General features: G+C 66.4%; 18 protein-coding genes. 12 read left to right on the plus strand and 6 right to left on the minus strand.

The window, feature by feature from the left end:
- Window positions 1–189: 189 nt before the first annotated feature.
- Entirely contained in the window at window positions 190–2,385 is a 2,196-nt protein-coding gene (locus ABR323_RS03915) for a TonB-dependent receptor (RefSeq protein ID WP_439448301.1), read from the plus strand.
- A 155-nt stretch (window positions 2,386–2,540) separates the two neighbouring features.
- On the opposite strand, the gene ABR323_RS03920 is transcribed toward ABR323_RS03915, so the two are convergent.
- Both ABR323_RS03920 and ABR323_RS03925 read right to left on the minus strand, forming a co-directional pair.
- Entirely contained in the window at window positions 2,541–2,897 is a 357-nt protein-coding gene (locus tag ABR323_RS03920) for a hypothetical protein (RefSeq protein ID WP_439448302.1), read from the minus strand.
- A 459-nt stretch (window positions 2,898–3,356) separates the two neighbouring features.
- Window positions 3,357–4,022: a TraX family protein gene (locus ABR323_RS03925; RefSeq protein WP_439448303.1), complete on the minus strand. Its 666-nt coding sequence runs from the start codon at window positions 4,020–4,022 to the stop codon at window positions 3,357–3,359.
- A 114-nt stretch (window positions 4,023–4,136) separates the two neighbouring features.
- On the opposite strand from ABR323_RS03925, the gene pip reads away from it, so the two are divergent.
- The 8 genes from pip (at window position 4,137) to ABR323_RS03965 (ending at window position 12,144) form a co-directional block, all read left to right on the plus strand.
- Window positions 4,137–5,084 (plus strand): prolyl aminopeptidase, encoded by a 948-nt coding sequence (gene pip, locus ABR323_RS03930; RefSeq protein WP_439448304.1) that lies wholly within the window; start codon window positions 4,137–4,139, stop codon window positions 5,082–5,084.
- A 219-nt stretch (window positions 5,085–5,303) separates the two neighbouring features.
- The gene (locus tag ABR323_RS03935) at window positions 5,304–5,603 is read left to right on the plus strand and encodes a hypothetical protein (protein WP_135273833.1); all 300 of its coding nucleotides are present in this window, start codon (window positions 5,304–5,306) and stop codon (window positions 5,601–5,603) included.
- 292 nt (window positions 5,604–5,895) lie between these two features.
- Window positions 5,896–6,195, plus strand: coding sequence for a hypothetical protein (locus tag ABR323_RS03940; RefSeq protein ID WP_005409807.1), 300 nt, complete (start codon window positions 5,896–5,898; stop codon window positions 6,193–6,195).
- Window positions 6,196–6,258: 63 nt separating this feature from the next.
- Window positions 6,259–9,018: a magnesium-translocating P-type ATPase gene (mgtA, locus tag ABR323_RS03945; RefSeq protein ID WP_439448305.1), complete on the plus strand. Its 2,760-nt coding sequence runs from the start codon at window positions 6,259–6,261 to the stop codon at window positions 9,016–9,018.
- Window positions 9,019–9,042: 24 nt separating this feature from the next.
- Window positions 9,043–9,780 (plus strand): MgtC/SapB family protein, encoded by a 738-nt coding sequence (locus ABR323_RS03950; protein ID WP_439448306.1) that lies wholly within the window; start codon window positions 9,043–9,045, stop codon window positions 9,778–9,780.
- Between the two features lie 162 nt (window positions 9,781–9,942).
- Window positions 9,943–10,998, plus strand: coding sequence for a sensor histidine kinase (locus ABR323_RS03955; RefSeq protein ID WP_439448307.1), 1,056 nt, complete (start codon window positions 9,943–9,945; stop codon window positions 10,996–10,998).
- A complete protein-coding gene (locus tag ABR323_RS03960; RefSeq protein ID WP_439448308.1) occupies window positions 10,991–11,632 on the plus strand; it encodes a response regulator transcription factor in 642 nt (213 codons plus the stop codon). Before ABR323_RS03955 ends, ABR323_RS03960 begins: the two co-directional genes overlap by 8 nt.
- Window positions 11,629–12,144, plus strand: a complete 516-nt coding sequence (locus ABR323_RS03965; RefSeq protein ID WP_439448309.1) for a DUF1697 domain-containing protein — start codon at window positions 11,629–11,631, stop codon at window positions 12,142–12,144. The genes ABR323_RS03960 and ABR323_RS03965 overlap by 4 nt, the downstream gene beginning before the upstream one ends.
- Before the next feature lie 73 nt (window positions 12,145–12,217).
- Here the strand turns inward: ABR323_RS03965 and ABR323_RS03970 are convergent, their stop codons facing one another.
- The 3 genes from ABR323_RS03970 to ABR323_RS03980 form a co-directional block, all read right to left on the minus strand.
- A complete protein-coding gene (locus tag ABR323_RS03970) occupies window positions 12,218–12,652 on the minus strand; it encodes an EamA family transporter (RefSeq protein ID WP_439448310.1) in 435 nt (144 codons plus the stop codon).
- 86 nt (window positions 12,653–12,738) lie between these two features.
- Complete coding sequence (locus ABR323_RS03975; protein ID WP_439448311.1) at window positions 12,739–13,911, minus strand: low temperature requirement protein A; 1,173 nt, start codon at window positions 13,909–13,911, stop codon at window positions 12,739–12,741.
- 9 nt (window positions 13,912–13,920) lie between these two features.
- Window positions 13,921–14,187 (minus strand): hypothetical protein, encoded by a 267-nt coding sequence (locus ABR323_RS03980; RefSeq protein ID WP_135273845.1) that lies wholly within the window; start codon window positions 14,185–14,187, stop codon window positions 13,921–13,923.
- 203 nt (window positions 14,188–14,390) lie between these two features.
- Here ABR323_RS03980 and ABR323_RS03985 point away from each other — a divergent pair, with 203 nt between their 5' ends.
- The 3 genes from ABR323_RS03985 to ABR323_RS03995 all read left to right on the plus strand — a co-directional run bounded on the left by ABR323_RS03985 (window position 14,391) and on the right by ABR323_RS03995 (window position 18,264).
- A complete protein-coding gene (locus ABR323_RS03985; RefSeq protein ID WP_439448312.1) occupies window positions 14,391–14,915 on the plus strand; it encodes an RNA polymerase sigma factor in 525 nt (174 codons plus the stop codon).
- Complete coding sequence (locus tag ABR323_RS03990) at window positions 14,912–15,763, plus strand: FecR family protein (protein WP_439448313.1); 852 nt, start codon at window positions 14,912–14,914, stop codon at window positions 15,761–15,763. Before ABR323_RS03985 ends, ABR323_RS03990 begins: the two co-directional genes overlap by 4 nt.
- 71 nt (window positions 15,764–15,834) lie before the next feature.
- Window positions 15,835–18,264, plus strand: a complete 2,430-nt coding sequence (locus ABR323_RS03995) for a TonB-dependent receptor domain-containing protein (protein ID WP_439448314.1) — start codon at window positions 15,835–15,837, stop codon at window positions 18,262–18,264.
- A gap of 53 nt (window positions 18,265–18,317) precedes the next feature.
- On the opposite strand, the gene ABR323_RS04000 is transcribed toward ABR323_RS03995, so the two are convergent.
- Window positions 18,318–20,057 carry an amidohydrolase gene (locus ABR323_RS04000; protein WP_439448315.1) on the minus strand — a complete coding sequence of 580 codons (1,740 nt, stop codon included), beginning with the start codon at window positions 20,055–20,057 and terminating at the stop codon, window positions 18,318–18,320.
- Window positions 20,058–20,092 lie beyond the last annotated feature (35 nt).

Below are 20,092 nucleotides of genomic sequence, written 5' to 3' on the forward strand. Positions count from 1 at the left end.
TACGATTGATTTAGTTTAATTTACTCAACTAATTCGGAATGCGTCCAGCACGCTGCCCGTAGCCGAGCCCATGGCTCACCTCCCGCCAGGTCCCCACCCAGCCAACAACCCTGCGCTGCGCCCTCTCCCCGTGCTTGCCGTCGGCAGCGCGCCAGGCGCGCTCGCGCCTGCGATTCACAGGAATCTGGCATGAACGTGTACCCCTCCTCATCTCCGCAGCATCGTGCTGCCGCCGCATCCCCCGGTCTGATGCATTCGCCGGGCATGGCCCGGCGATACCGGGTGTCCGCCTTGGCGCTGGGGCTGCTGGCCTCGTTTGCCGCGCTGGCCGACGCCGCGCCGTCCACCCTGCCCTCGGTGCAGGTGCAGGAACAGCGCCGGGTCACTGCAGACTATGCGGGCGGCCAGGTGGCCGCCGGCAGCCGCGTCGGCCTGCTCGGCGACAAGGACTTCATGGACACACCGTTCAGTACGGTCAGCTATACCGAGTCCTTCATCCGCGACCGCCAGGCCAAGGACCTGACCGACGTCATCGCCGCCACCGACCCCACGGTGTTCAGCAACGGCGTCACCGGTTCGTGGAGCGAGAACTACGCGATCCGAGGCTTTGCCTCCAACACCAGCGACACCACCTTCAATGGCCTCAGCGGCATGGCGCCGTACTACCGCACCTCCCCGGAAATGTTCGAACGCATCGAGGTGCTGAAGGGCCCCTCCGCGCTGCTCAACGGCATGCCGCCGGGCGGTTCGGTTGGTGGCAGCGTCAACCTGGTCCCCAAGCGTGCCGGCGATCAACCGCTGCTGCGGGTCAGTGCCAACTTCGCCTCCGATGCGCAGTTCGGCACCCATGTGGATGCGGGTCGCCGCCTCGGCGCCGACAAGCAGTTCGGCATCCGCTTCAACGGCGCGTACCGTGACGGTGATGGTGCCGTGGGCAAGCAGAGCAAGAAGGTACAGCTCGGTTCGCTGGCACTGGACTGGCGCGGCGACCGTGCGCGGCTGTCGGCCGATCTGTACAGCGCCGATGACCGTGTTGACGGCCCGGCACGTGGCGTAGGCCTGGCACCGGGCGTGGCCATTCCGCGGCCGCCGCGTGGCGATACGCTGATCAACCCGGACTGGGCCTATGTGGACAGCCAGGACAAGGGCGCGATGCTGCGCGGCGAACTGGATATCAACGATAGCCTGATGGCCTACCTGGCCTACGGCACCAGCAAGACCGACTACCGCTACAACGGTTCGATCAGCGCGCAGATCCTCAATCCAGCCGGCGACTTCAGCACGGTGATCGGCCAGCTCGCCTTCGATATCAAGAAGCAGTCTGCAGATGCCGGCCTGCGCGGTTCGTTCCACACCGGCAGCGTCGGCCACCAGTGGGCCGCGAACGTAACCCATTACCAGCACACCCAGAACGACTACGGCCGCCGCAGCGTGCCGGGCTGGGACTGGACCACCAATCTGTACAACCCGGTGTGGGGCCCGGCCGCGCCGTTCGTGGCACCGCACATCTCGCATACCGAGCTGAAGCTGGACAGCATCGGTTTCGCCGACACCCTCGCCTTCGCCGATGACCGCGTGCAGCTGACGCTGGGCGTGCGCCGCCAGCAGGTGGTCAGTGAGACCTTCAATGTCGCCAGCGGTGCGCGCACCTCGCGCTACGACGAGAGCGCCACCACGCCGGCGGCGGCGCTGCTGGTGAAGGCTACCGACACGGTCTCCCTCTACACCAACTACATCGAAGGCCTCAGCCAGGGCGCCACCGCGCCGATGACCGCTGCCAATGCCGGCGATGTGTTCGCACCGTTCCGCACCAAGCAGAAGGAGCTGGGCCTGAAGCTGGACCTGGGCAGCTTCGCGCACACCTTCAGCATGTACGAGATCAAGCGACCGAGCAGCTACACCGATCCGGTCACGAATATCTTCTCGTTTGGTGGCGAACAACGTAACCGCGGTGTGGAATGGGGCTTCTTCGGTGCGCCGCTGGATGGCGTGCGCTTGCTGGGTGGCGTGGCCTACGTGCAACCAAAGCTGACCCGCACGGCAGGCGGCGTGAATGAGGGGCGCATCGCCACCGCCGTGGCGCAGCGGCAGGCCAAGCTGGGCGTGGAATGGGATGTGCCTACCTTGCAGGGCCTCACCTTGACCGGCAATGCCACGGCGATGTCGAAGCAGTACATCAGTGCCGACAACAGCCTGTCGGTACCGGGGCGCACGTTGTTCGATGTGGGGGCGCGCTACAGCACCACCGTGGCGGGTCGACCGCTTGCGCTGCGGGCCAGCGTGAACAACGTGACCAACAAGGCGTACTGGGGCATGCCGTTGTTGTCGAGCCTGGCGCTGGGTGCGCCGAGGACGGTGCTGGTGTCGGCGACGATGGACTTCTGAGAGGCATCCACGCATGGCGTGGATCTACTGGAAATGCATCAGTAGAGCCAGGCCATGCCTGGCTGGCGCCATGGTGAAATGCATCATCGGTAGAGCCAGGCCATGCCTGGCTGGCGTAGCGATGATCCGCCAGGAGCATCCACGCAGGGCGTGGATCATTCCGGCTGCAGGCGGTAGATGGCGTGGCTGGTCAAGGCCAATGCCGCCAGCTTCAGCCCTTCCATCACGCGATCGCCGACGTACTGGTCCGGGCCGCCGTTCTGGCGGGCGCGCTCAGCCGCCAGCAGGATTTCCTGCACGATGCGCAGCCCGGCCAGCGCACCATCGGCATCGGCCAACGCCATGCATCGGCCTGGCAGTTGATGGCGCTCGGGCCAGGGCTGCCCGTCGGCGGCCGCGCCCAACCCGACGCGATGCAGCAGGGCCATCAGGCTGTTGGGATCGGGCGGGATGTCGTGCCCCTCATCGGCATTGGCCGGGGCGTGCTGATGGGGGAACTCCGATGCGTTCATGGCAGGTCTCCGTGCAAGGCATGCGGGACCACCGCCCTTAACAAAGGCGGCGGACGGTACGTGGCTGGAATCCGGTGGTTGTGTGAAGACAGTCCGGTAGGCACGCTTGCGCGCACCTCCACGCACCGCCCGCCATAAGGCGCGGACGGGTTGTCAGCCGGCGCCGCACAAGGCGACGCCGGCTGACAAGCGCGAACAACACAACCAACGGGGATTCCAGCCCCCGGCCATCCTTTTTCAATGGCACCCCATCATGTGCACAACGGGGTGGCAGGCGCCAACAACCCAAGTGCAAAGACAGCAACGTTCACGCAGTGGCAGCATTGTCGCATATCGACAATCGCGCCGAAAATTCAATAACTTGCACCACGCCAATGGCGGCATGCTTCACCCATGCCTGCGACGCGCATTCTTTGACTGCGTCCGGCATTCGAGACATGCGACATGCCGGTTCCGACATTACGCAAGCAGATGGGCAATCAACGCCAGCACCGCCAGATGCCCCACGTAGTACCCATAGAACGCCCAGCGCCAGCGCGGCAGTTGCCACGGCACCCGCGCGGCCAACAGCACCACCGGAACGGCCAGCAGCGCCCAGCCGTTGTGGTTGGCCCAGCACACCGCTGCAAGCCCAACCAGCAACAGCCACCACGCGCGATGCCGGAACGCGATCCAGGCCAGCAGCACAGCACCAACGCCGGCCCACTGGTAATCCACGAGCATCGGCAGCACACCGGCGGCCAGCAACAGCTGCACCGGCCGATTGTTTGCCAGCGCATGCACGGCCACTGCGGCCAGAGCAAAGGTCAACAGGATGTTGAGCGGCAGCCAGGAACCAAATGCGAGCGCATGCAATGGCTGCGCGATCAGCCCCCATAGCGCCAGCCGACGCATCGACTTGCGCAGGTCGGCCCCTGGCTGGGCCAGGTTGCAGGCCATCACCAGCGCGAACAACGGGAAGGCGATGCGCCCCAGTTCACTGACCACTGGCACGTAGCCACCGAACACCACCTTGGCCACGTGATCGCCGGTCATGGCCAGCAGTGCGATCCACTTCAGCAGCTCGCGCGCGCCACTGCTGAGGCCGGGGTCGAAGGTGAACATCCGTGTCGGGGTCGCGTGCATCATCGAAGCTTATGCGCATCGGCAAGCGCATTTCCATCACCGGGCAGGCAGCCAGCGCTGCCGGGTGCCACGGGTGGGGGTATGCTGGCCGCCCTTGATTGTGAGGCCCCCGCCATGCGCACCCTGTACCCCGCCATCGAGCCGTACCGCGAGTTCACCTTGCCGGTGAGCGATCTGCACACGCTGCACATCGAAGAGTGCGGCACCCCGGAGGGCATTCCGGTGGTGTACCTGCACGGCGGCCCGGGCGCCGGTATCTCGCCGACCCATCGCCGCTTCTTCGATCCGGCGCGTTACCGCATCGTGCTGATCGACCAGCGCGGCAGCGGCCGCTCCACGCCGTTTGGCGAACTGCGCGACAACACCACGCAGGACCTGGTGGCCGACATCGAGAAGGTGCGTGAACACCTGGGCATCGAACGCTGGCTGGTCTACGGCGGCTCGTGGGGTTCGACGCTGTCGCTGGCCTACGCGCAGGCCCATCCGGAGCGTGCTACCGGCCTGATCGTGCGTGGCGTCTTCCTCGGCCGCGAAATGGAGAACCGCTGGTTCGCCGAGGTCAGTGGCGGCGCGCGCTGGATCTTCCCGGAACGCTGGGACCGCTATGAGGCCTATATTCCGGAAACCGAGCGCGGTGACATGCTCTCGGCCTATTGGGCGCGTCTGGACGGCCCGGATGAAGCGACCCGCATCGAAGCCGCACAGGCCTGGCTGGGCTGGGAAGACAACGCCGCCACCTTGCAGCACGATGTGAATGCCGAATCCACTGACGATCCGCTGGACACCCTGGCCAAGGCGCGTATCGAAGCGCATTACTTCCGCAACGGCATCTTCCTGGAGCCGGACCAGCTGTTGCGTGGCGTCGATCGCATCCGCCACCTGCCCGGCGTGATCGTGCAGGGGCGCTACGACATCATCTGCCCGCCGCGCAGCGCCTGGGATCTGGCCAAGGCCTGGCCGGAAGCCCGGCTGGAGATGGTGACCTCCGGCCACAGTGCGAACGAGCCGGCCACGGTGGATGCGCTGGTGCGCGCGACGGATGAGTTCGCCGACCGCTTCTGAGCAGATGGGGAGTGCCGGCCGCTGGCCGGCATCCCACCGCTCGATAGAGTCGACTCCCCCCAAGGCGTCCGTGCGCAATCGCTGCTGCGGGCCCGGTGAATGGCGACCCACTGGCGACGCTTCACGGGCCCCATTCTTCGCAGCCCGCTTACAGCCCCGCGCAGAAGATCCGGCCGTGGCCACCGCACCGGTGGTTCGCCCTTTCCTCAGGAGCACGCCATGACCGGTTATCGCTGCCTTCCCATCGCTCTCTCGCTGTGTGCGGGCCTGCTGCTGGGCGCCTGTTCCAAGACCCAGGAGGCCAGCAAGGCAACGGCCGCCGAGGACGTGACCGAAGTAAGGCTCATCCCTGCCTACGAATCGCTGGACAAGGACAAGGACGGCATCGTCACGCTGGCCGAGGTGGACGCCGTCGCGCCAGACTGGGCCGAGCGACTGCATGCCTGCGACACAGACCGCAACAAGACGCTGAGCCGCGGCGAGTACGACGTGTGCAAGCAGACCAGCGCTTCGCGTTGAGCCATCACTGAACCATCGATTGGCGCTGCGCATGCCCGGCTATACCAAGGTATAGCCGGGCTAACCCACGAGCCTCTAGGACTGCCCCATTCAGGGGCGGACAATAGCGCCACTGGCCCGGGCAATCCTGGCCGGCCCCCTCCCCTCATGGAGACGCAGATGGACCCCGACCCTGCCGGGCGCACCGCGCCCCGGATGACCGCTTGTTGCCTGTTCCTGGCGCCTGCCCGCCGGTCCCTGCCTGCCTGAGTGACGGGGGACTGCCAGGCGCCGTCTGCCTGGAGAGCACCCCATGTCCTACAAGATCCTCTACATCACCCTGCGCCGCCTGATCGGTGAGCGCGATGTTGCCGGCCTGCGCAGCCAACTGCTGCAGCACGGCCCCGTGATGTTCGCCCGTTCGCTGTCGCTCGGTTCGCCGCGCGTGGTGGCCGACGCGCTGTCGCTGCTGCCGATCAGCGAGCGCATCACCGTGCTGCGGCACCTGCCCTACCCCCTGCGCGATGCGATGAAGCCGCTGTGCATCGGCGGCAGCCAGCGCCTGCACATGCAGCCGTGGTCACCGGCGGTGCTGGCGATGCGCCACGCCTGATCTGTTTCATCCGTTCCGTTCGTGTTCCGGCCGCGGCCGGCTCTGACATTCGAGGAGAGTCCCATGAGCCTGCTCAACGCCTGGTTCAATGCCTTCCTGCGCAGCCGTCGCGCAGGCAACCTGTTCCGTCGCCGTGCGATGCCCGAAGCCGGTTTTGGCCCGGGCAGTGCCGAAGCAGCACCGTTCGCGCTCACCACCGGCCTGGTCACCCTCGCGCAGCAGGAGGAAGCCGAGCTGCTGGCCACGTTGGGGTCGCATGCCGATGGTCTCAGCCCGCATGAGGCCGAGGAACGGCTGGCTACGCTCGGCCCCAACGAGGTGGATCACGAAAAGCCGCTGCCGTGGTGGCGGCACCTTTGGCAGTGCTACCGCAATCCGTTCAACCTGCTGCTGACCGTGCTGGCGGCGGTGTCCTGGCTGACCGAGGACATCAAGGCTACCGTGGTCATCGGTGCGATGGTGCTGCTGTCCACGCTGATCCGCTTCGTGCAGGAAGGCCGGTCCAACCGTGCCGCCGAGCGACTGAAGGCATTGGTCGGCAACACCGCACGCGTGTTGCGCCGCAATCCGGGTACCGAGGCCGCCGATGTGGCCGACCAGTACTTCGGTGCGCACCTGCACAGCCGCCGCCCGGCGCGCCTGCTGGACCTTCCGATCCGCGAGCTGGTGCCCGGTGACCACATCGTGCTGTCGGCCGGCGACATGATTCCGGCCGACTGCCGCGTGTTGACCGCCAAGGACCTGTTCGTGGCACAGGCCGCAATGACGGGCGAGTCGCTGCCGGTGGAGAAGTTCGCGCACCCCGGCGACGGTCTGGCTGGCCTGCTGGAACAGCACAACCTGCTGTTCATGGGCACCAATGTGGTGTCCGGTACTGCCACGGCCGTTGTGCTGGCCACCGGCAATCGCACCTACTTCGGCACGCTGGCCCAGCGCAGCACCGCCACGGATCGCGCACCGACCGCGTTCCAGGCCGGCGTCAACAGTGTCAGCTGGCTGCTGATCCGCTTCGCGCTGGTGATGGTGCCGTTCGTGCTGCTGATCAACGGTTGGACCAAGGGCGACTGGACCGAGGCGTTCCTGTTCGCGCTGTCGGTGGCAGTGGGCCTGACCCCCGAAATGCTGCCGATGATCGTCACCTCCACCCTGGCCAAGGGTGCGGTGCTGCTGTCGCGGCGCAAGGTGATCGTCAAGCGCCTGGATGCGATCCAGAACTTCGGCGCGATGGAAGTGCTGTGCACCGACAAGACCGGCACCCTTACCCAGGACAAGATCGCGCTGGAGCGTCATACCGATGTGTTCGGCCACGATTCGGAAGACGTGCTGACGTTCGCTTACCTCAACAGCCATTTCCAGACCGGGTTGATCAACCTGCTGGACCGCGCGGTGCTGGAGCACGTGGAGCTGCAGAGTTCGCTGCGGCTGTCGCAGGACTACCACAAGGTGGATGAGATCCCGTTCGACTTCGAGCGCCGCCGCATGTCGGTGGTGGTCTCCGAGCGCGAGGACCACCACGAGCTGATCTGCAAGGGCGCCGTCGAGGAGATGCTGGCGGTATGCAGCACGGTGCGCGAGAACGGCCAGGACATGCCGCTGGACGAACATCGCCTGGCCCGCGTACGGCAGACCACCGAAGAACTGAACGAACAGGGCCTGCGCGTGGTGGCGGTAGCGATGAAGGAAACCGCGGCCAGCCAGACTGTGTACACGCAGGCCGACGAGTGCGGCTTGACCCTGGTCGGCTACGTGGCCTTCCTGGATCCGCCCAAGGAATCGGCTGCGCAGGCGCTGCAGGCGCTGGCCGCGCATGGCGTGGAAGTGAAGGTGTTTACCGGCGACAACGAGCTGGTGACCGCCCGCGTCTGCGCGCAGGTCGGTCTGGAGACCGACACCATCCTGACCGGCCCGCAGATCGAGCGCATGGACGACGCCGACGTGGCGAAGGCGCTGCAGCAGCATCGTGTGTTCGCCCGCCTGACGCCGCTGCACAAGGAACGGCTGGTACGTGAACTGCGCGCGCAGGGCAAGGTGGTCGGCTTCCTCGGCGACGGCATCAACGATGCACCGGCGCTGCGTGCGGCCGACATCGGCATCAGCGTGGACAGCGCGGTGGACATCGCCAAGGAGGCCGCCGACATCATCCTGCTGGAAAAGAACCTGATGGTGCTGGAGGAAGGCGTCATCCAGGGCCGGCGCACGTTCAACAACATGCTGAAGTACATCCGCATGACCGCCAGCTCCAACTTCGGCAACGTATTCTCGGTGCTGGTGGCCTCGGCCTTCCTGCCGTTCCTGCCGATGCTGCCCTTGCAGCTGCTGGTGCAGAACCTGCTGTACGACATCTCGCAGATCGCCATTCCGTTCGACAACGTGGACGAGGAGCTGGTGCGCAAGCCGCTGAAGTGGAACCCGGCAGACATCGGCCGCTTCATGGTGTTCTTCGGGCCGATCAGCTCGATCTTCGACCTGAGCTGTTTCGCGCTGATGTGGTACGTGTTCGATGCACGCACGCCGGCGGACCAGGGTCTGTTCCAATCCGGTTGGTTCGTGGTCGGCCTGCTGACCCAGACCCTGATCGTGCACATGATCCGTACGCCGAAGGTACCGTTCCTGCAGAGCATCGCGGCTCCGCCACTGCTGCTGATGACTGGCCTGATCATGGCAATCGGCGTGATCCTCCCGATGAGCCCGCTGGCCGGCTACTTCAAGCTGCAGGCGCTACCGGCCGGCTACTGGCCGTTCCTGGTGGCGATCCTGTTCGGTTATGCGGTGCTGACCACCGCACTGAAGAGGATCTACATCCGTCGCTACGGCTGGCAGTAACCGGCCCGCGCAGGGAGAAACACGATGGACCTCAATCCGAACCTGCCGGCGTTCAACGCCGGCGCCACGCTCAGCTCGCTGATCAGCCTGTCAGTGGCCTTCGTGCTGGGCACGATCATCGGCCTGGAGCGACAGCTGCGCCAACGCACCGCAGGCCTGCGCACCAACACGCTGGTGGCGGTGGCTGCGGCGGTATTCGTCGATCTGGCGGTACGCTTCCATGACCTCTACGGTGGCCCGCCGTCGCCGCTGCATGTGGTGGCCTATGTGATTTCCGGCGTCGGCTTCCTCGGCGCTGGCGCGATCATGAAGGATGGTGCGCAGGTGTCCGGCCTGAACACCGCCGCGACGTTGTGGGGCTCTGCGGCGGTGGGTGCCTGCGCCGGCATCAAGCTGTTGCCGGAGGCGGTGCTGGCGGCCGTGTTCGTGCTGGCCGCCAACACCCTGTTGCGACCGGTGGTGAACCGCATCCAGCGACAGCCGCTGCCGGAAGCGTTCAGCGAGGCAACCTATGCGATCAACGTGGTCTGCCAGCGCGAGCAGCAGGCCGAGGTGCTGGACCAGCTGTTGCTGCTGCTTGAGCAGGCGCAGTACCCCGTGCGGGCGGTGGACCAGCGCCCGTTTGGCGAGCGTGATGTGGAGATCGAAGCGGTGCTGTATGCCACCACGGTGGATGCCGGTGAGCTCGATGCCGTGCTGGCCACGCTGGCGACCACGCCCGGCGTGCTGCAGGGGTTCTGGAACGCCAGCCTGGAGGAGTAGTGCCGGCCGCTGGCCGGCAACACCGTGACACCCCGAAGCACCGTGCGGATGCCGGCCAGCGGCCGGCACTACCAGGCATCGTTTTGGTTCGCGCCGACCAAGGTCGGCATCTACCGAACAGCGCTTTGCTATCCTTTCCGCCCACGCCAGGGAACTATCCCGATGCCATCGCTGTCGCCCCGTCGCCCCTTGGTGCTGCTGGCCCTGATCGTCGTGATGGCGGCGATCTTCCTGATCGACACCGTTACCGATTACGCCGTGGCTGCGGCCTGCTTCTACGCAGCGGTCATCCTCGCCGCGTCGCGCGTACTTGGCACACGCGGGCTGGTCCGCCTTGCCCTCGCCTGCATCGCACTCACCGCCCTGAGCTTTTTCCTCACCCGCTTCGGCACCTACCGCATCGGCCTGGTCAATTCGGTGATCGGCATGCTGGTGATTGCCATCACCACCTATCTTGCGTTGAAGATGGAAGCGGCCAAGGCCGCCGTGCAGGAAGCACAGGGCCGCCTGCTGCGGGTGGCGCGCGCCTCCACCGTGGGCGAATTGACCACTTCCATCGCGCATGAAGTGAACCAGCCGCTGGCGGCCATCGCCAGCAGCGCCGAAGCCTGCCAGCGCTGGCTGGCACAGGACCCGCCGAACGTGGACAAGGCACGCCAGACCGTGGCCCGCATCCTGGCCGACGCGCACCGTGCCGGTGACGTGATCGCCCGCATCCGCGGACTCACCCAGGGCGCAGCTCCGGAACGGCGCGCCTTCGACCTGAACCTGGCGGTGGAGGAAATGCTGGCGCTGTCGCGCAGCGAGCTGGACCAGCACGGCGTGGCCGTGGCCCTGCTGCTCGATGCCGACCTGCCCCCGGTGCAGGCCGATCGTGTGCAGGTGCAGCAGGTGATCGGCAACCTGATCCTCAATGCGGTGGATGCGATGGAAGCGATGCCGACCGCCGACCGACGCCTGTCCCTGTTGACCCAGCGCAACGGACAGAGGGTCAGCCTCAGCGTGCGCGACCGCGGTGTCGGCCTGCCCACCGATCATCCCGAGCGCGTGTTCGATGCGTTCTGGACCACCAAATCACATGGGCTCGGCCTGGGCTTGAGCCTGAGCCGTTCGATGATCGAGGCCAACGACGGCCAGATCCGCGCCGAACGACCAGCAGGCGGCGGTGCCTGCTTTGTGTTTGATCTGCCCGTCGCCACGGATGTTCAACATGCGTAAGCCCGCTGCCCCAGCCATCGATTCAGCACCCATCGTCTATGTGGTCGACGACGATCCGTCGGTGCGCGCCGCACTGGAAGACCTGCTGGCCTCGATGGGCCTGCAGGTGCGGGCCTTCGCTTCCACCCAGGCCTTCCTCGAACACGAACTGGAAGACGCGCCGGCGTGCCTGGTGCTGGACGTGCGCATGCCCGGCCAGAGCGGCCTCGAGTTCCATCGCACGATGGGCAGCCACGGCCTGCAGCTGCCGGTGGTGTTCATCACCGGCCACGGCGACATCGCCATGGGCGTCAACGCGATCAAGGACGGCGCCATCGAGTTCCTGACCAAACCCTTCCGCGACCAGGAACTGCTCGATGCCATCCACAAGGGCATCGAGATCGACCGCCAGCGCCGCCGCGACGGCGAGGCACTCGGCGCGCTGCAGCTGCGCTGGGGCACCCTCAATGCCGGCGAGCGCGAGGTGGTCGATGGCGTGGTGCGCGGCCGCCTCAACAAGCAGATCGCCGGCGACCTCGGGGTCAGCGAAATCACGGTGAAGGTGCGCCGCGCACAGGTGATGCGCAAGATGGGCGCACGTACCCTGGTTGATCTGGTGCGCATGTACGACCGGCTGCAGGCGGGCATCGCATGAGCGTGCATGTTGCGCTGCTGCGTGCGGTGAATGTCGGCGGCACCGGCAAACTGCCGATGGTTGAACTGGTGGCGATGTGCGAGGACGCAGGCTTCAGCGACGTTCGTACCTATATCTCCAGCGGCAACGTGGTGTTCCGCAGCGGGCTTGACGAAGCCGGTGTGCGGCAGGCCCTTGGCCAACGGCTGCAGGCCTACGCCGGCAAACCGCTGGGCGTACTGGTGCGCTCGGCAGCTGAGATCGCGGCGGTTGCCGCACGCAATCCGTTTCCGCACGCCGCCGGCAATCGCGTCGTCGCGTTGTTCGTGGATGCCACACTGCCCGCCGATCCCTTGACCGGAGTGACTGGCCTGCGCGATGAGCAGCTGGCACTCGGCGATCGTGAGCTCTTCATCCACTATGGCGACGGCATGGCCGACTCGCGCCTGCGGACTCCCTATGCCCAGCAAGGCACCGCCCGCAATCTCAACACGGTCGGCAAGCTTGCGGCGATGGCCGCCGCACTCGGCTAGCCCGCATCCTGGGCACCGTCATCGGAGGAGGTAGACCTGCATCCTGCACGCCCCGCTGACAAGCTGGATCCGGCTACTTCTTCGTCGCCAGCACGATCACCCCGGCCACCACCAGGCCAATGCCGCTCCATTCACGCAGGCTCGGCCGTTCGCCCAGCAGCAGGTAGGCCAGCACGATCACCAGTACTACGCTGAACTTGTCGACCACCGCCACCTTGGCCAGTTCGCCACTCTGCAGCGCGCGGAAATAGAACAGCCATGAAGCGCCGGTGGCCAGTGCCGACAGCACCAGGAACAACTGGGTGCGGCCCGGCAGCAACAACGGATTGGACCATTTGCCGGTGACCACCACCAGCGGCAGGATCACCGCCGCTACCACCAGGGTGCGGATGGCCATGGCCAGATCAGAGTCGACGCCCTTGACTCCTGCTTTGGCGAACAGCGCGGTCATTGCCGCGAACAACGCCGACAACCCGGCCCAGACCAGCCATTGCGGAATGTTCTGCATGCCGCGCCACTCCCGTGTCAGAGGGTCTTTGTCGCCACGCTACGCCCATCCACCGCCGGTGCAAGCACCGTGGCGGACAGCGCAGCTCAGGCCCGTCGCAGGCGGTGCTTCAACCGCGTATCCATCAACCCCACCGCCAGCAGCACCGCACTGGTCAGCCACCCAGCGGCCAGCAGATGGGTGTGCGGCAAGACCACGCCCAACACGACCAGCGCCACGGCACCGATCAGATGCGAATACGGCGCCCGTCCGTACACGATCCGCTTGTACAAGGCGCTGCCGAGCAGGTAGATCAACGGGCCGGCCACCAGCACGGTGGCGTACACCGCGGTCACCACCGCTCCCGGATGGTCCATGACCAGATCGTTGCCCACCGCTGTGGCGATGATGCCGGCGATCAGCAGCGCGTGCACATAGTGGAAATTGGCGCCCATCCGGCCCGGGTCGTCGGCGTGGCTGATGGCCTCGGTGGCATCGCGGCTGGAGATGCCGAAATACAGCCACCACATGGCGATGGTGCCGGCAAAGGTGGCAAGCACCGCAGACACCACCGCAGCACTCCACTGTTCGACCTCGCTGAGCACGCCACCGGTAGCCAGCAGCGTCTCGCCGAGCGCGACGATGACGAACAGCTGGCAACGCTCGGCCAGGTGCCCGCCTTCGATGGTCCACTCACGGGTATGCGAACGCCCCAACCCCGGGAACGCAAAACCGAACATCGGCGAGACGTACTCGCAGGCCACCGCCACTGCCCACAGCGCCAGCCGCGTATTACCGTCGGCCGCAGCGCCTGCCAGCCAGAAACAGGCCGACACGCTCAACCACGCCAGCATGCGGCGGAAGTTCGGCGCCAGCGCGTGCGTGCGGCCAACCTCGAGCAGCACGAACACGGTGCGCCCGACCTGCATGGTGGCATACGCCCCGGCGAACACCCAGGCACGGTCGGCGAAGGCCTCGGGTATGGACGAGGACATCAGCAAGGCCAGCAGCATGGTGGCAAACAGCAGGCCGCGGATACGCGGCGCTTCCGGGTCGAACCAGTTGCTGATCCAGCACGCATACTGCCAGCCCAGCCACACCGCAAACCACAGCACCAGCGTCTGCAGCACGCCGGCCAGGTCCAGGTGATGCAGCAGATGGTGGCTGAGCTGGGTAACCGCAAATACGTAGACGAGGTCGAAGAACAGCTCTTCGTAGGTCACGCGTGCATGGTGGCCGTCGCGCTGGCGCAACGCCGGCAATCGCAGTGGTGTACTCATGGCCGTCCTTCAGCGCGCCAGGCGCCAGTAGAGCAGACCGGCCAGCAGGGCCGGCACCGCGAACACCAGTAGCAGGATCGGCAGTTCCTCGCGCACCGCATAACCGGCCTTGCTGACACCCACCCACATGTTGGCTACCGTCACCAGCAGCCAGGTCGCCATGAATGCGATCAGCGCCGTGGGCAGCTGTGACGTGCCCACGCTCCACAGACGCCCGAACAGCAGGAACACGCCCAGCAGCACCACGCCACCCACCATCACCAGAAGCACATGCATGATTCACCTCCTTGAGCCTGCAGGCAGGCTAGCCGTGGCCGATTCTGCGCTCCAGCCGATGATCGTGGATTCACTTTCCAGACGCGGCGAACAATCCCCGCGGCAAGAACCGCATGGCAAACGAGAACAGTTCCCATTAGTATTGCGTCATCACGCAGGGATGACCTCCCGGCGCCCGCCCTTCACCCTTGCTGCCCGTCCGGATGCCCCCGCCGACACATCCCTACCCACCTGCGCTGCCGCTGGTGTCCTCGCTGGTGCGCCACTACGAGGAACTGGTGGACTACCTGCATCGCCGGTTCCGCTCGCCCGGGCTGGCCCGCGAAGTGGTGCACGATGTCTGTGTGCGCCTGCTGGAACGTCCGGCCGTGCATGATGCCCGCCAACCGATCGCGCTGCTGCGCAGGATCGCCCACGATGCGGCAGTCGACCGCTGCCGCGCCGAGGATCTGCGCCGGCACTGGGTCGAGCCCCGCGCCGAACTTCCCGAGGGCGCCTGCGAGCACCCAGGGCCCGAGCGGCAGGCACAGGGCCAGCAGGCACTGCAGTGGCTGACCGCCAGCATCGAGCGCATGCCGTGCCGGCGGCAGCAGGTCTTCGTCCTGCACAAGATCCATGAGCTGCCCCAGGCCGAGGTGGCGCAGCGGATGGGTATCGGCCTGAAGGCGGTCGAGCGTCATCTGCGCCTGGCCATGGCCGACTGCCGGCTGCACGGTGCACTGCGGTGAGCCCTGCGTCCCCTGACCCGCTCCCCCCGTCGTCGCCCGCCGAACCGTCTGCCGAGGACATGCTCGACCAGCACCGCGACCTGCTGAAAGAGCGCTTCCCGTTGCCGGACCCGGAGCAATTGCAACGGCGCCGTGGAGGAGCTACCGCAAAACGGGCGCTACCGTTGCTGTTGCTGGCGGCCGGCGCACTGCTGCTGGCTGACCCCGCCTGGCAGGTGCGTGACTACCAGACCGCTGTCGGCGAACGTCGTGACATCAACCTGCCGGACGGCAGCCGCGTGCTGCTCGACGCGGGAACCCAGCTGCAGCTCCGTCGCCACCTGCGTTCGCGACAGGTGCTGCTGGTGCAGGGCCATGCGCGCTTCGAGGTACAGCACTCGTCGTGGCGCCGCTTCCAGGTCGATGCCGGGCCTGTCCAGGTCCGCAACTACGGCACGGTATTCGACGTTGACCGCCAGGGCGATCTCAGCGAAGTCACGCTGTGGCGTGGCGAGGTCGGTGTCAGCGTGGACGGCGGTGGTGCCGAGCAACGCCTGAAGCCGGGCCAGCGCCTGCTGGCCCAGCCAGGATCGTTGTCTCCACCGGAAGCGGTGGACCCGGATCGGGCCGACTGGACCAGTGGCCGGCTGCAGTTCGACCGCATGCCGTTGGCCGAGGTGCTGCGCATCCTGCAGCGCTATCACGACCGCCCGATCGTGCTGGACGACCCCGCACTGGGACCGCTGCAGGTGTCGGGCGTTTTCGATGCTGATCGTGCCGAGACTGCGGTCGCCCTGTTGCCGGAGATCCTGCCGGTGCAGGTGCATGCCGGCACCGATGGCAGCCTGCATCTGCGCGCCCGCGATTGAATGCCCTGCCGAGGGTGGGTTGCGCGCCGTCCCATCCGGCAAGTGCTTGAACCCTTCCGAAGGACCCCCGCATGACCCGCCCTGTTCCGCCTGCCGCCCTGCGCCGGCTGGCCCCCACCCTGCTCGCTGCCTGCCTGTGTGCAGCCCTGCCGGCCACGGCGCAGACCGCTGCGCCCGCACCCGTCGAGCTGCACCTGCCGGCCGGCCCGCTGCAGGCTTCGCTCAACTCGCTGGCCCGGCAGAGTGGCATCCAGCTGCTGTTCGCGGCCGACAGCGTGAGCGGCCGCAATGCGCCCGCCCTCGACGGCCGCTACACCCCGCACGACGCCCTGCAGCGCCTGTTGGCCGGGCAAGGCCTGGCGATGCAGGAACGTTCGCCGGGTGTGTTCGTGGTGAGTGCCGCGCCAGCGCCGGCGAAGCCGCGCACCCCGGCCCGGGCCGCGTCATCGGCGCCGACATCAGCCACGACGACGTCGCTGGCCCGCGTCACGGTATCGGCCTCGACCGCGCGCATGCCGCAGGGCGAGACCGCCATGCCCAACACCATCACCGTGCTGACCCGCGAGGACATCGCCCAGCAGCTGGCGCTGGGTTCGGATGTGTCGCGGGTGCTGTCGTCACAGATCCCGGCGTTTGCCCCGGCGCGCGAGAAGATGTCCAACTACGGCGAAACCATGCGTGGCCGCGGCATCCTGTACATGGTCGACGGTGTGCCGCAGTCCACGCCGCTGCGCGATGGCTCGCGTGATTCGCACACCATCGACCCGGCGATGATCGAGCGCATCGAGGTCATCCACGGCGCCAACGCGCTGCAGGGCATCGGCGGTACCGGCGGCATCGTCAACATCATCACCCGCAGCGCGCCCAGTGAGCCAGGGGCGTTCCTGCTCGACACCAACGTCAGCTACAGCTCCGCCCTGCCCAGCCGCAGCGATGACAATGGCCAGCGCGGCTCGGCCCTGGTGGGCGTGCGCGGCGAGCTGTTCGACCTGGTGGCCGGCCTGGCCTATGAGAAACAGGGTCTGTACCACGACGGCGAGGGCCGATCGATCGGCACCAACGCGCAGGGCGAGCTGATGGACTCGACCTCATCGAACGTATTCGCCAAGCTGGGCTGGAACATTGCCGAGGGCCACCGCCTGCAGGTGATGGCCAACCGCTACGAACTGCGTGGGCTGGACAACTACCTGGCCATCAACGGTGACTACCGGACCGGTCGCCCGACCATTTCGGTTCCCGGTGATACGCCACTCGATCCGCCGATGAACCGCTCGCGTTCGCTCACCGTGGACTACAGCGCCGCCGACCTGCTCGGTGGCCGTTTCCAGGCGCAGGCCTTCGCAGTGGATTTCGAAGGCCGCTATGGCGCCAGCCAGTGGGATCCGTGGGGCAACACCGGTGCCAATGCCGCCTGGGACCAGACCCAGAACGAATCGGACAAGCGCGGCTTCAAGCTGACCCAGAGCTGGAGCCGCATCGCCGACACAACGCTGGACGTGACCCTGGGCCTGGACGGCCTGCGCGACCGCACCCACCAGGTGCTGCTGGCCAGTGGCATGAACTGGGTGCCGCAGACCACCTACCAGAGCCTGTCACCGCTGCTGCAGCTGCACTGGTGGCCGACCGACCACCTGATGCTGTCCGGCGGCCTGCGCTACGAAAAGGGCGAGCTGGAGGTGGGCGACTACACCACCCTGCCCCGTTACGGCGCACGCAAGGTGGCCGGTGGCAAACCGACGATGAGCGAGACCCTGCCCAACTTCGGCGCGGTCTGGTACATCAACGACCGCCTGAACGCCTACGCCTCGTACTCGGAGGGCTACACCGTTGCCGACGTCGGCCGCGTGCTGCGCGCCATCAACCGCGACGGCCAACGCGTGGACAGCCTCATCGACCTGTCACCGGTGGTGTCGGACAACCGCGAGATCGGCCTGGAGTACGACGATGGCCGCTTCAGCGGTGACATTGCCTACTACACCTCCGAATCCAAGCTCGGCTCGGTACTGATCTACGATCCGGGTATCGATGCCTATGCGGTGCAGCGCCAGGCCACCCGCGTGGAAGGCTTTGAAAGCAACCTGCGCCTGCGGCTGGGCGACAGCCGGCTTGGCCTGGGCTATGCGCGCGCCAACGGCCGCTACGATGCCGACGTTGACGGCCGCCTCGACAGCGACCTGGCTGGCGTGAACATCGCACCGAACCGGCTGACCGCGTTCTGGGAACAGAGCTGGACGCCGCAGCTCAGCACCCGCCTGCAGGCCAGCCATGCCTTCGACCGCGACTTCGACCTGCGTGGCACGCAGGTGGCGGAGTTCAAGGGTTACACCACCGTGGATCTGGTCGCGCGCTACACGTTGGACAAGCATGCCTTCACGCTGGGCGTGCAGAACCTGGCAAACAAGCAGTACATCAGCTACTACTCGCAGACCACGCCGTCGAACCCGAGCTATTTCTCCGGCCGCGGTCGGGTGCTGACGCTGGGGTGGCAGTACCGCTACTGAGTCCGCGCAGGGCCCGGGGCGGCGTTGCCCCGGGTCCCACTGGAATCTGCGGGTCACGCGGCGTAGCGACGCTCACCCTGCAGCCAGGTCTCCATCACCTTCAGGTCGATGATCCTTGCCGGGTCGATCGTGAGCGGATCGCGGTCGAGGATCACCATGTCCGCATATTTTCCGTGCTCCAGGCTGCCGACGATGTCGTCCACTCGGCACTGCCATGCCGCATCGATGGTCACTGCACGCAGGGCCTGTTCGACGCTGATGCACTCATTTGGGTTCAACACTTCGCCGCCATCACGCATGCGCCGGTTCACCGCGTTGTCGATGTAGCGCAGCGGCTCGATGGTGGTGACGTTGAAATCCGAATGCAGCGAGATGCGAAGCCCGCCCGCCAGCGCCGACCGGCATGGATCGTAGAGATCGGCGCGCTGCGGGCCGAGGATGTTGTCCCGGAAGGCCTTACCCCAGTAGTACACGTGCCCGATCAGGAACGAAGGCGAAACCTGCAGCTCGGCGAGCTGCGTGATCTGGTCGCCATGCAGCACGCTGCAATGCTCGATGCGGTGGCGATGATCGGCACGTGGCGTGTTGGCCAGCACGGTCTCGTAAACCTTCAGGGTGGTATCGATGGCCGCATCGCCATTGGCATGGATACCGACCTGCCAACCGAGATCGTGGGCGCGCTGCACACCTTCTGTCAGCTGCTCCTGCGTGTAGTTCAGCGAACCCCGCTTGTCCGAGCCGAGATAGTTCACGCGCTGGTAGCCGGTCTGCGCCTGGTTGGAGCCATCGGACCAGAACTTGATACCCGTCAGGCGGAAGCGGTCATCACCGTGGCCTGGCTTGAGCCCCAGCTCAACCCAGTCGTCCATCAGGTCCGAGGTAAGAAAGCCTGAATAGCGGATAGGCGGATTCTTCGCCATCACGCGATTGAGAACCTTGAGATCGGTTACGCCGCCGGACCCGATGCCTGCATCATGCAGGCCTGTGCAGCCGGCCTTGGCCGCGTCGGAGAACAGCTGCTGGATCAATGCGACGTAGCGATCCTCGTCGGGGATCGGCATTGCCGCCATGAATGGCTTCATCGCAGGAGACTCCTGCATGCGTCCGGTCAGCTTCCCGTCGTCGCGATCGTAGCGTCCCTGGTCCGGATCCGGCGTTGCATCGGTGACTCCGGCTGCGGCGAAGCCCTTGCTGTTGCTGTAGGCAACGTGTCCATTGGATTCAAGGACGAACACCGGATTATCCGCAGCAACCGCATCCAGCGCCGTCATGGTGATCGGCTCACCCGGCATCAGCGACGGGTCGATGCCCTGCGCAACCACCCATTCGCCGGGCTTGCCCGCACTCGCGGCGGCACCGATCTTCGACAGCGCCTCGGCCAACGTGCCGGTACTGAACGGCGTCACATCCACCCAGTCGGACAGCATCGCCATCGCCGAGTGCATATGCGGGTCGATGAAGCCTGGCAGCAGCGTCCTGCCGCGCAGGTCGACCACGTCGGTCTGGCGCCCTCGATGCAGCATGACGTCCTCGTGGCTGCCCGTGGCCAGGATCCGCCCCTGGCGAACCGCGATGGCCTGCACCTTGCCCTTTGGCCCAAGCGTGTGGATCGGGCCGCCATGGAAGATCACATCCGCCGGCCCTGTCAGGTTCGACGCCGGCGTAGCGGAGAACGCTGCCAGCGGTACGGCCGACCCGACCAGCGCCCCCGCACCCAACCCGACCATTCCGCCCAGAAACTCGCGACGTGCCTGCAGGAATGCCGCAGCTCCTGGATTGCACACAATGCACATGCGCCTGCTCCTTCCTTGTGGTCGGTGCAGGCTAC

The organism is Stenotrophomonas sp. ATs4 (assembly GCF_051861585.1).
GTDB lineage: Bacteria > Pseudomonadota > Gammaproteobacteria > Xanthomonadales > Xanthomonadaceae > Stenotrophomonas > Stenotrophomonas maltophilia_AS.

Excerpts from the sequence above, each read along its gene's own strand:
- ABR323_RS03915 (WP_439448301.1), top strand. The coding sequence starts at position 190 with ATGAACGTGTACCCCTCCTCATCTCCGCAGCATCGTGCTGCCGCCGCA.
- ABR323_RS03920 (WP_439448302.1), bottom strand. The coding sequence starts at position 2,897 with ATGAACGCATCGGAGTTCCCCCATCAGCACGCCCCGGCCAATGCCGAT.
- ABR323_RS03925 (WP_439448303.1), bottom strand. The coding sequence starts at position 4,022 with ATGCACGCGACCCCGACACGGATGTTCACCTTCGACCCCGGCCTCAGC.
- pip (WP_439448304.1), top strand. The coding sequence starts at position 4,137 with ATGCGCACCCTGTACCCCGCCATCGAGCCGTACCGCGAGTTCACCTTG.
- ABR323_RS03935 (WP_135273833.1), top strand. The coding sequence starts at position 5,304 with ATGACCGGTTATCGCTGCCTTCCCATCGCTCTCTCGCTGTGTGCGGGC.
- ABR323_RS03940 (WP_005409807.1), top strand. The coding sequence starts at position 5,896 with ATGTCCTACAAGATCCTCTACATCACCCTGCGCCGCCTGATCGGTGAG.
- mgtA (WP_439448305.1), top strand. The coding sequence starts at position 6,259 with ATGAGCCTGCTCAACGCCTGGTTCAATGCCTTCCTGCGCAGCCGTCGC.
- ABR323_RS03950 (WP_439448306.1), top strand. The coding sequence starts at position 9,043 with ATGGACCTCAATCCGAACCTGCCGGCGTTCAACGCCGGCGCCACGCTC.
- ABR323_RS03955 (WP_439448307.1), top strand. The coding sequence starts at position 9,943 with ATGCCATCGCTGTCGCCCCGTCGCCCCTTGGTGCTGCTGGCCCTGATC.
- ABR323_RS03960 (WP_439448308.1), top strand. The coding sequence starts at position 10,991 with ATGCGTAAGCCCGCTGCCCCAGCCATCGATTCAGCACCCATCGTCTAT.
- ABR323_RS03965 (WP_439448309.1), top strand. The coding sequence starts at position 11,629 with ATGAGCGTGCATGTTGCGCTGCTGCGTGCGGTGAATGTCGGCGGCACC.
- ABR323_RS03970 (WP_439448310.1), bottom strand. The coding sequence starts at position 12,652 with ATGCAGAACATTCCGCAATGGCTGGTCTGGGCCGGGTTGTCGGCGTTG.
- ABR323_RS03975 (WP_439448311.1), bottom strand. The coding sequence starts at position 13,911 with ATGAGTACACCACTGCGATTGCCGGCGTTGCGCCAGCGCGACGGCCAC.
- ABR323_RS03980 (WP_135273845.1), bottom strand. The coding sequence starts at position 14,187 with ATGCATGTGCTTCTGGTGATGGTGGGTGGCGTGGTGCTGCTGGGCGTG.
- ABR323_RS03985 (WP_439448312.1), top strand. The coding sequence starts at position 14,391 with ATGCCCCCGCCGACACATCCCTACCCACCTGCGCTGCCGCTGGTGTCC.
- ABR323_RS03995 (WP_439448314.1), top strand. The coding sequence starts at position 15,835 with ATGACCCGCCCTGTTCCGCCTGCCGCCCTGCGCCGGCTGGCCCCCACC.
- ABR323_RS04000 (WP_439448315.1), bottom strand. The coding sequence starts at position 20,057 with ATGTGCATTGTGTGCAATCCAGGAGCTGCGGCATTCCTGCAGGCACGT.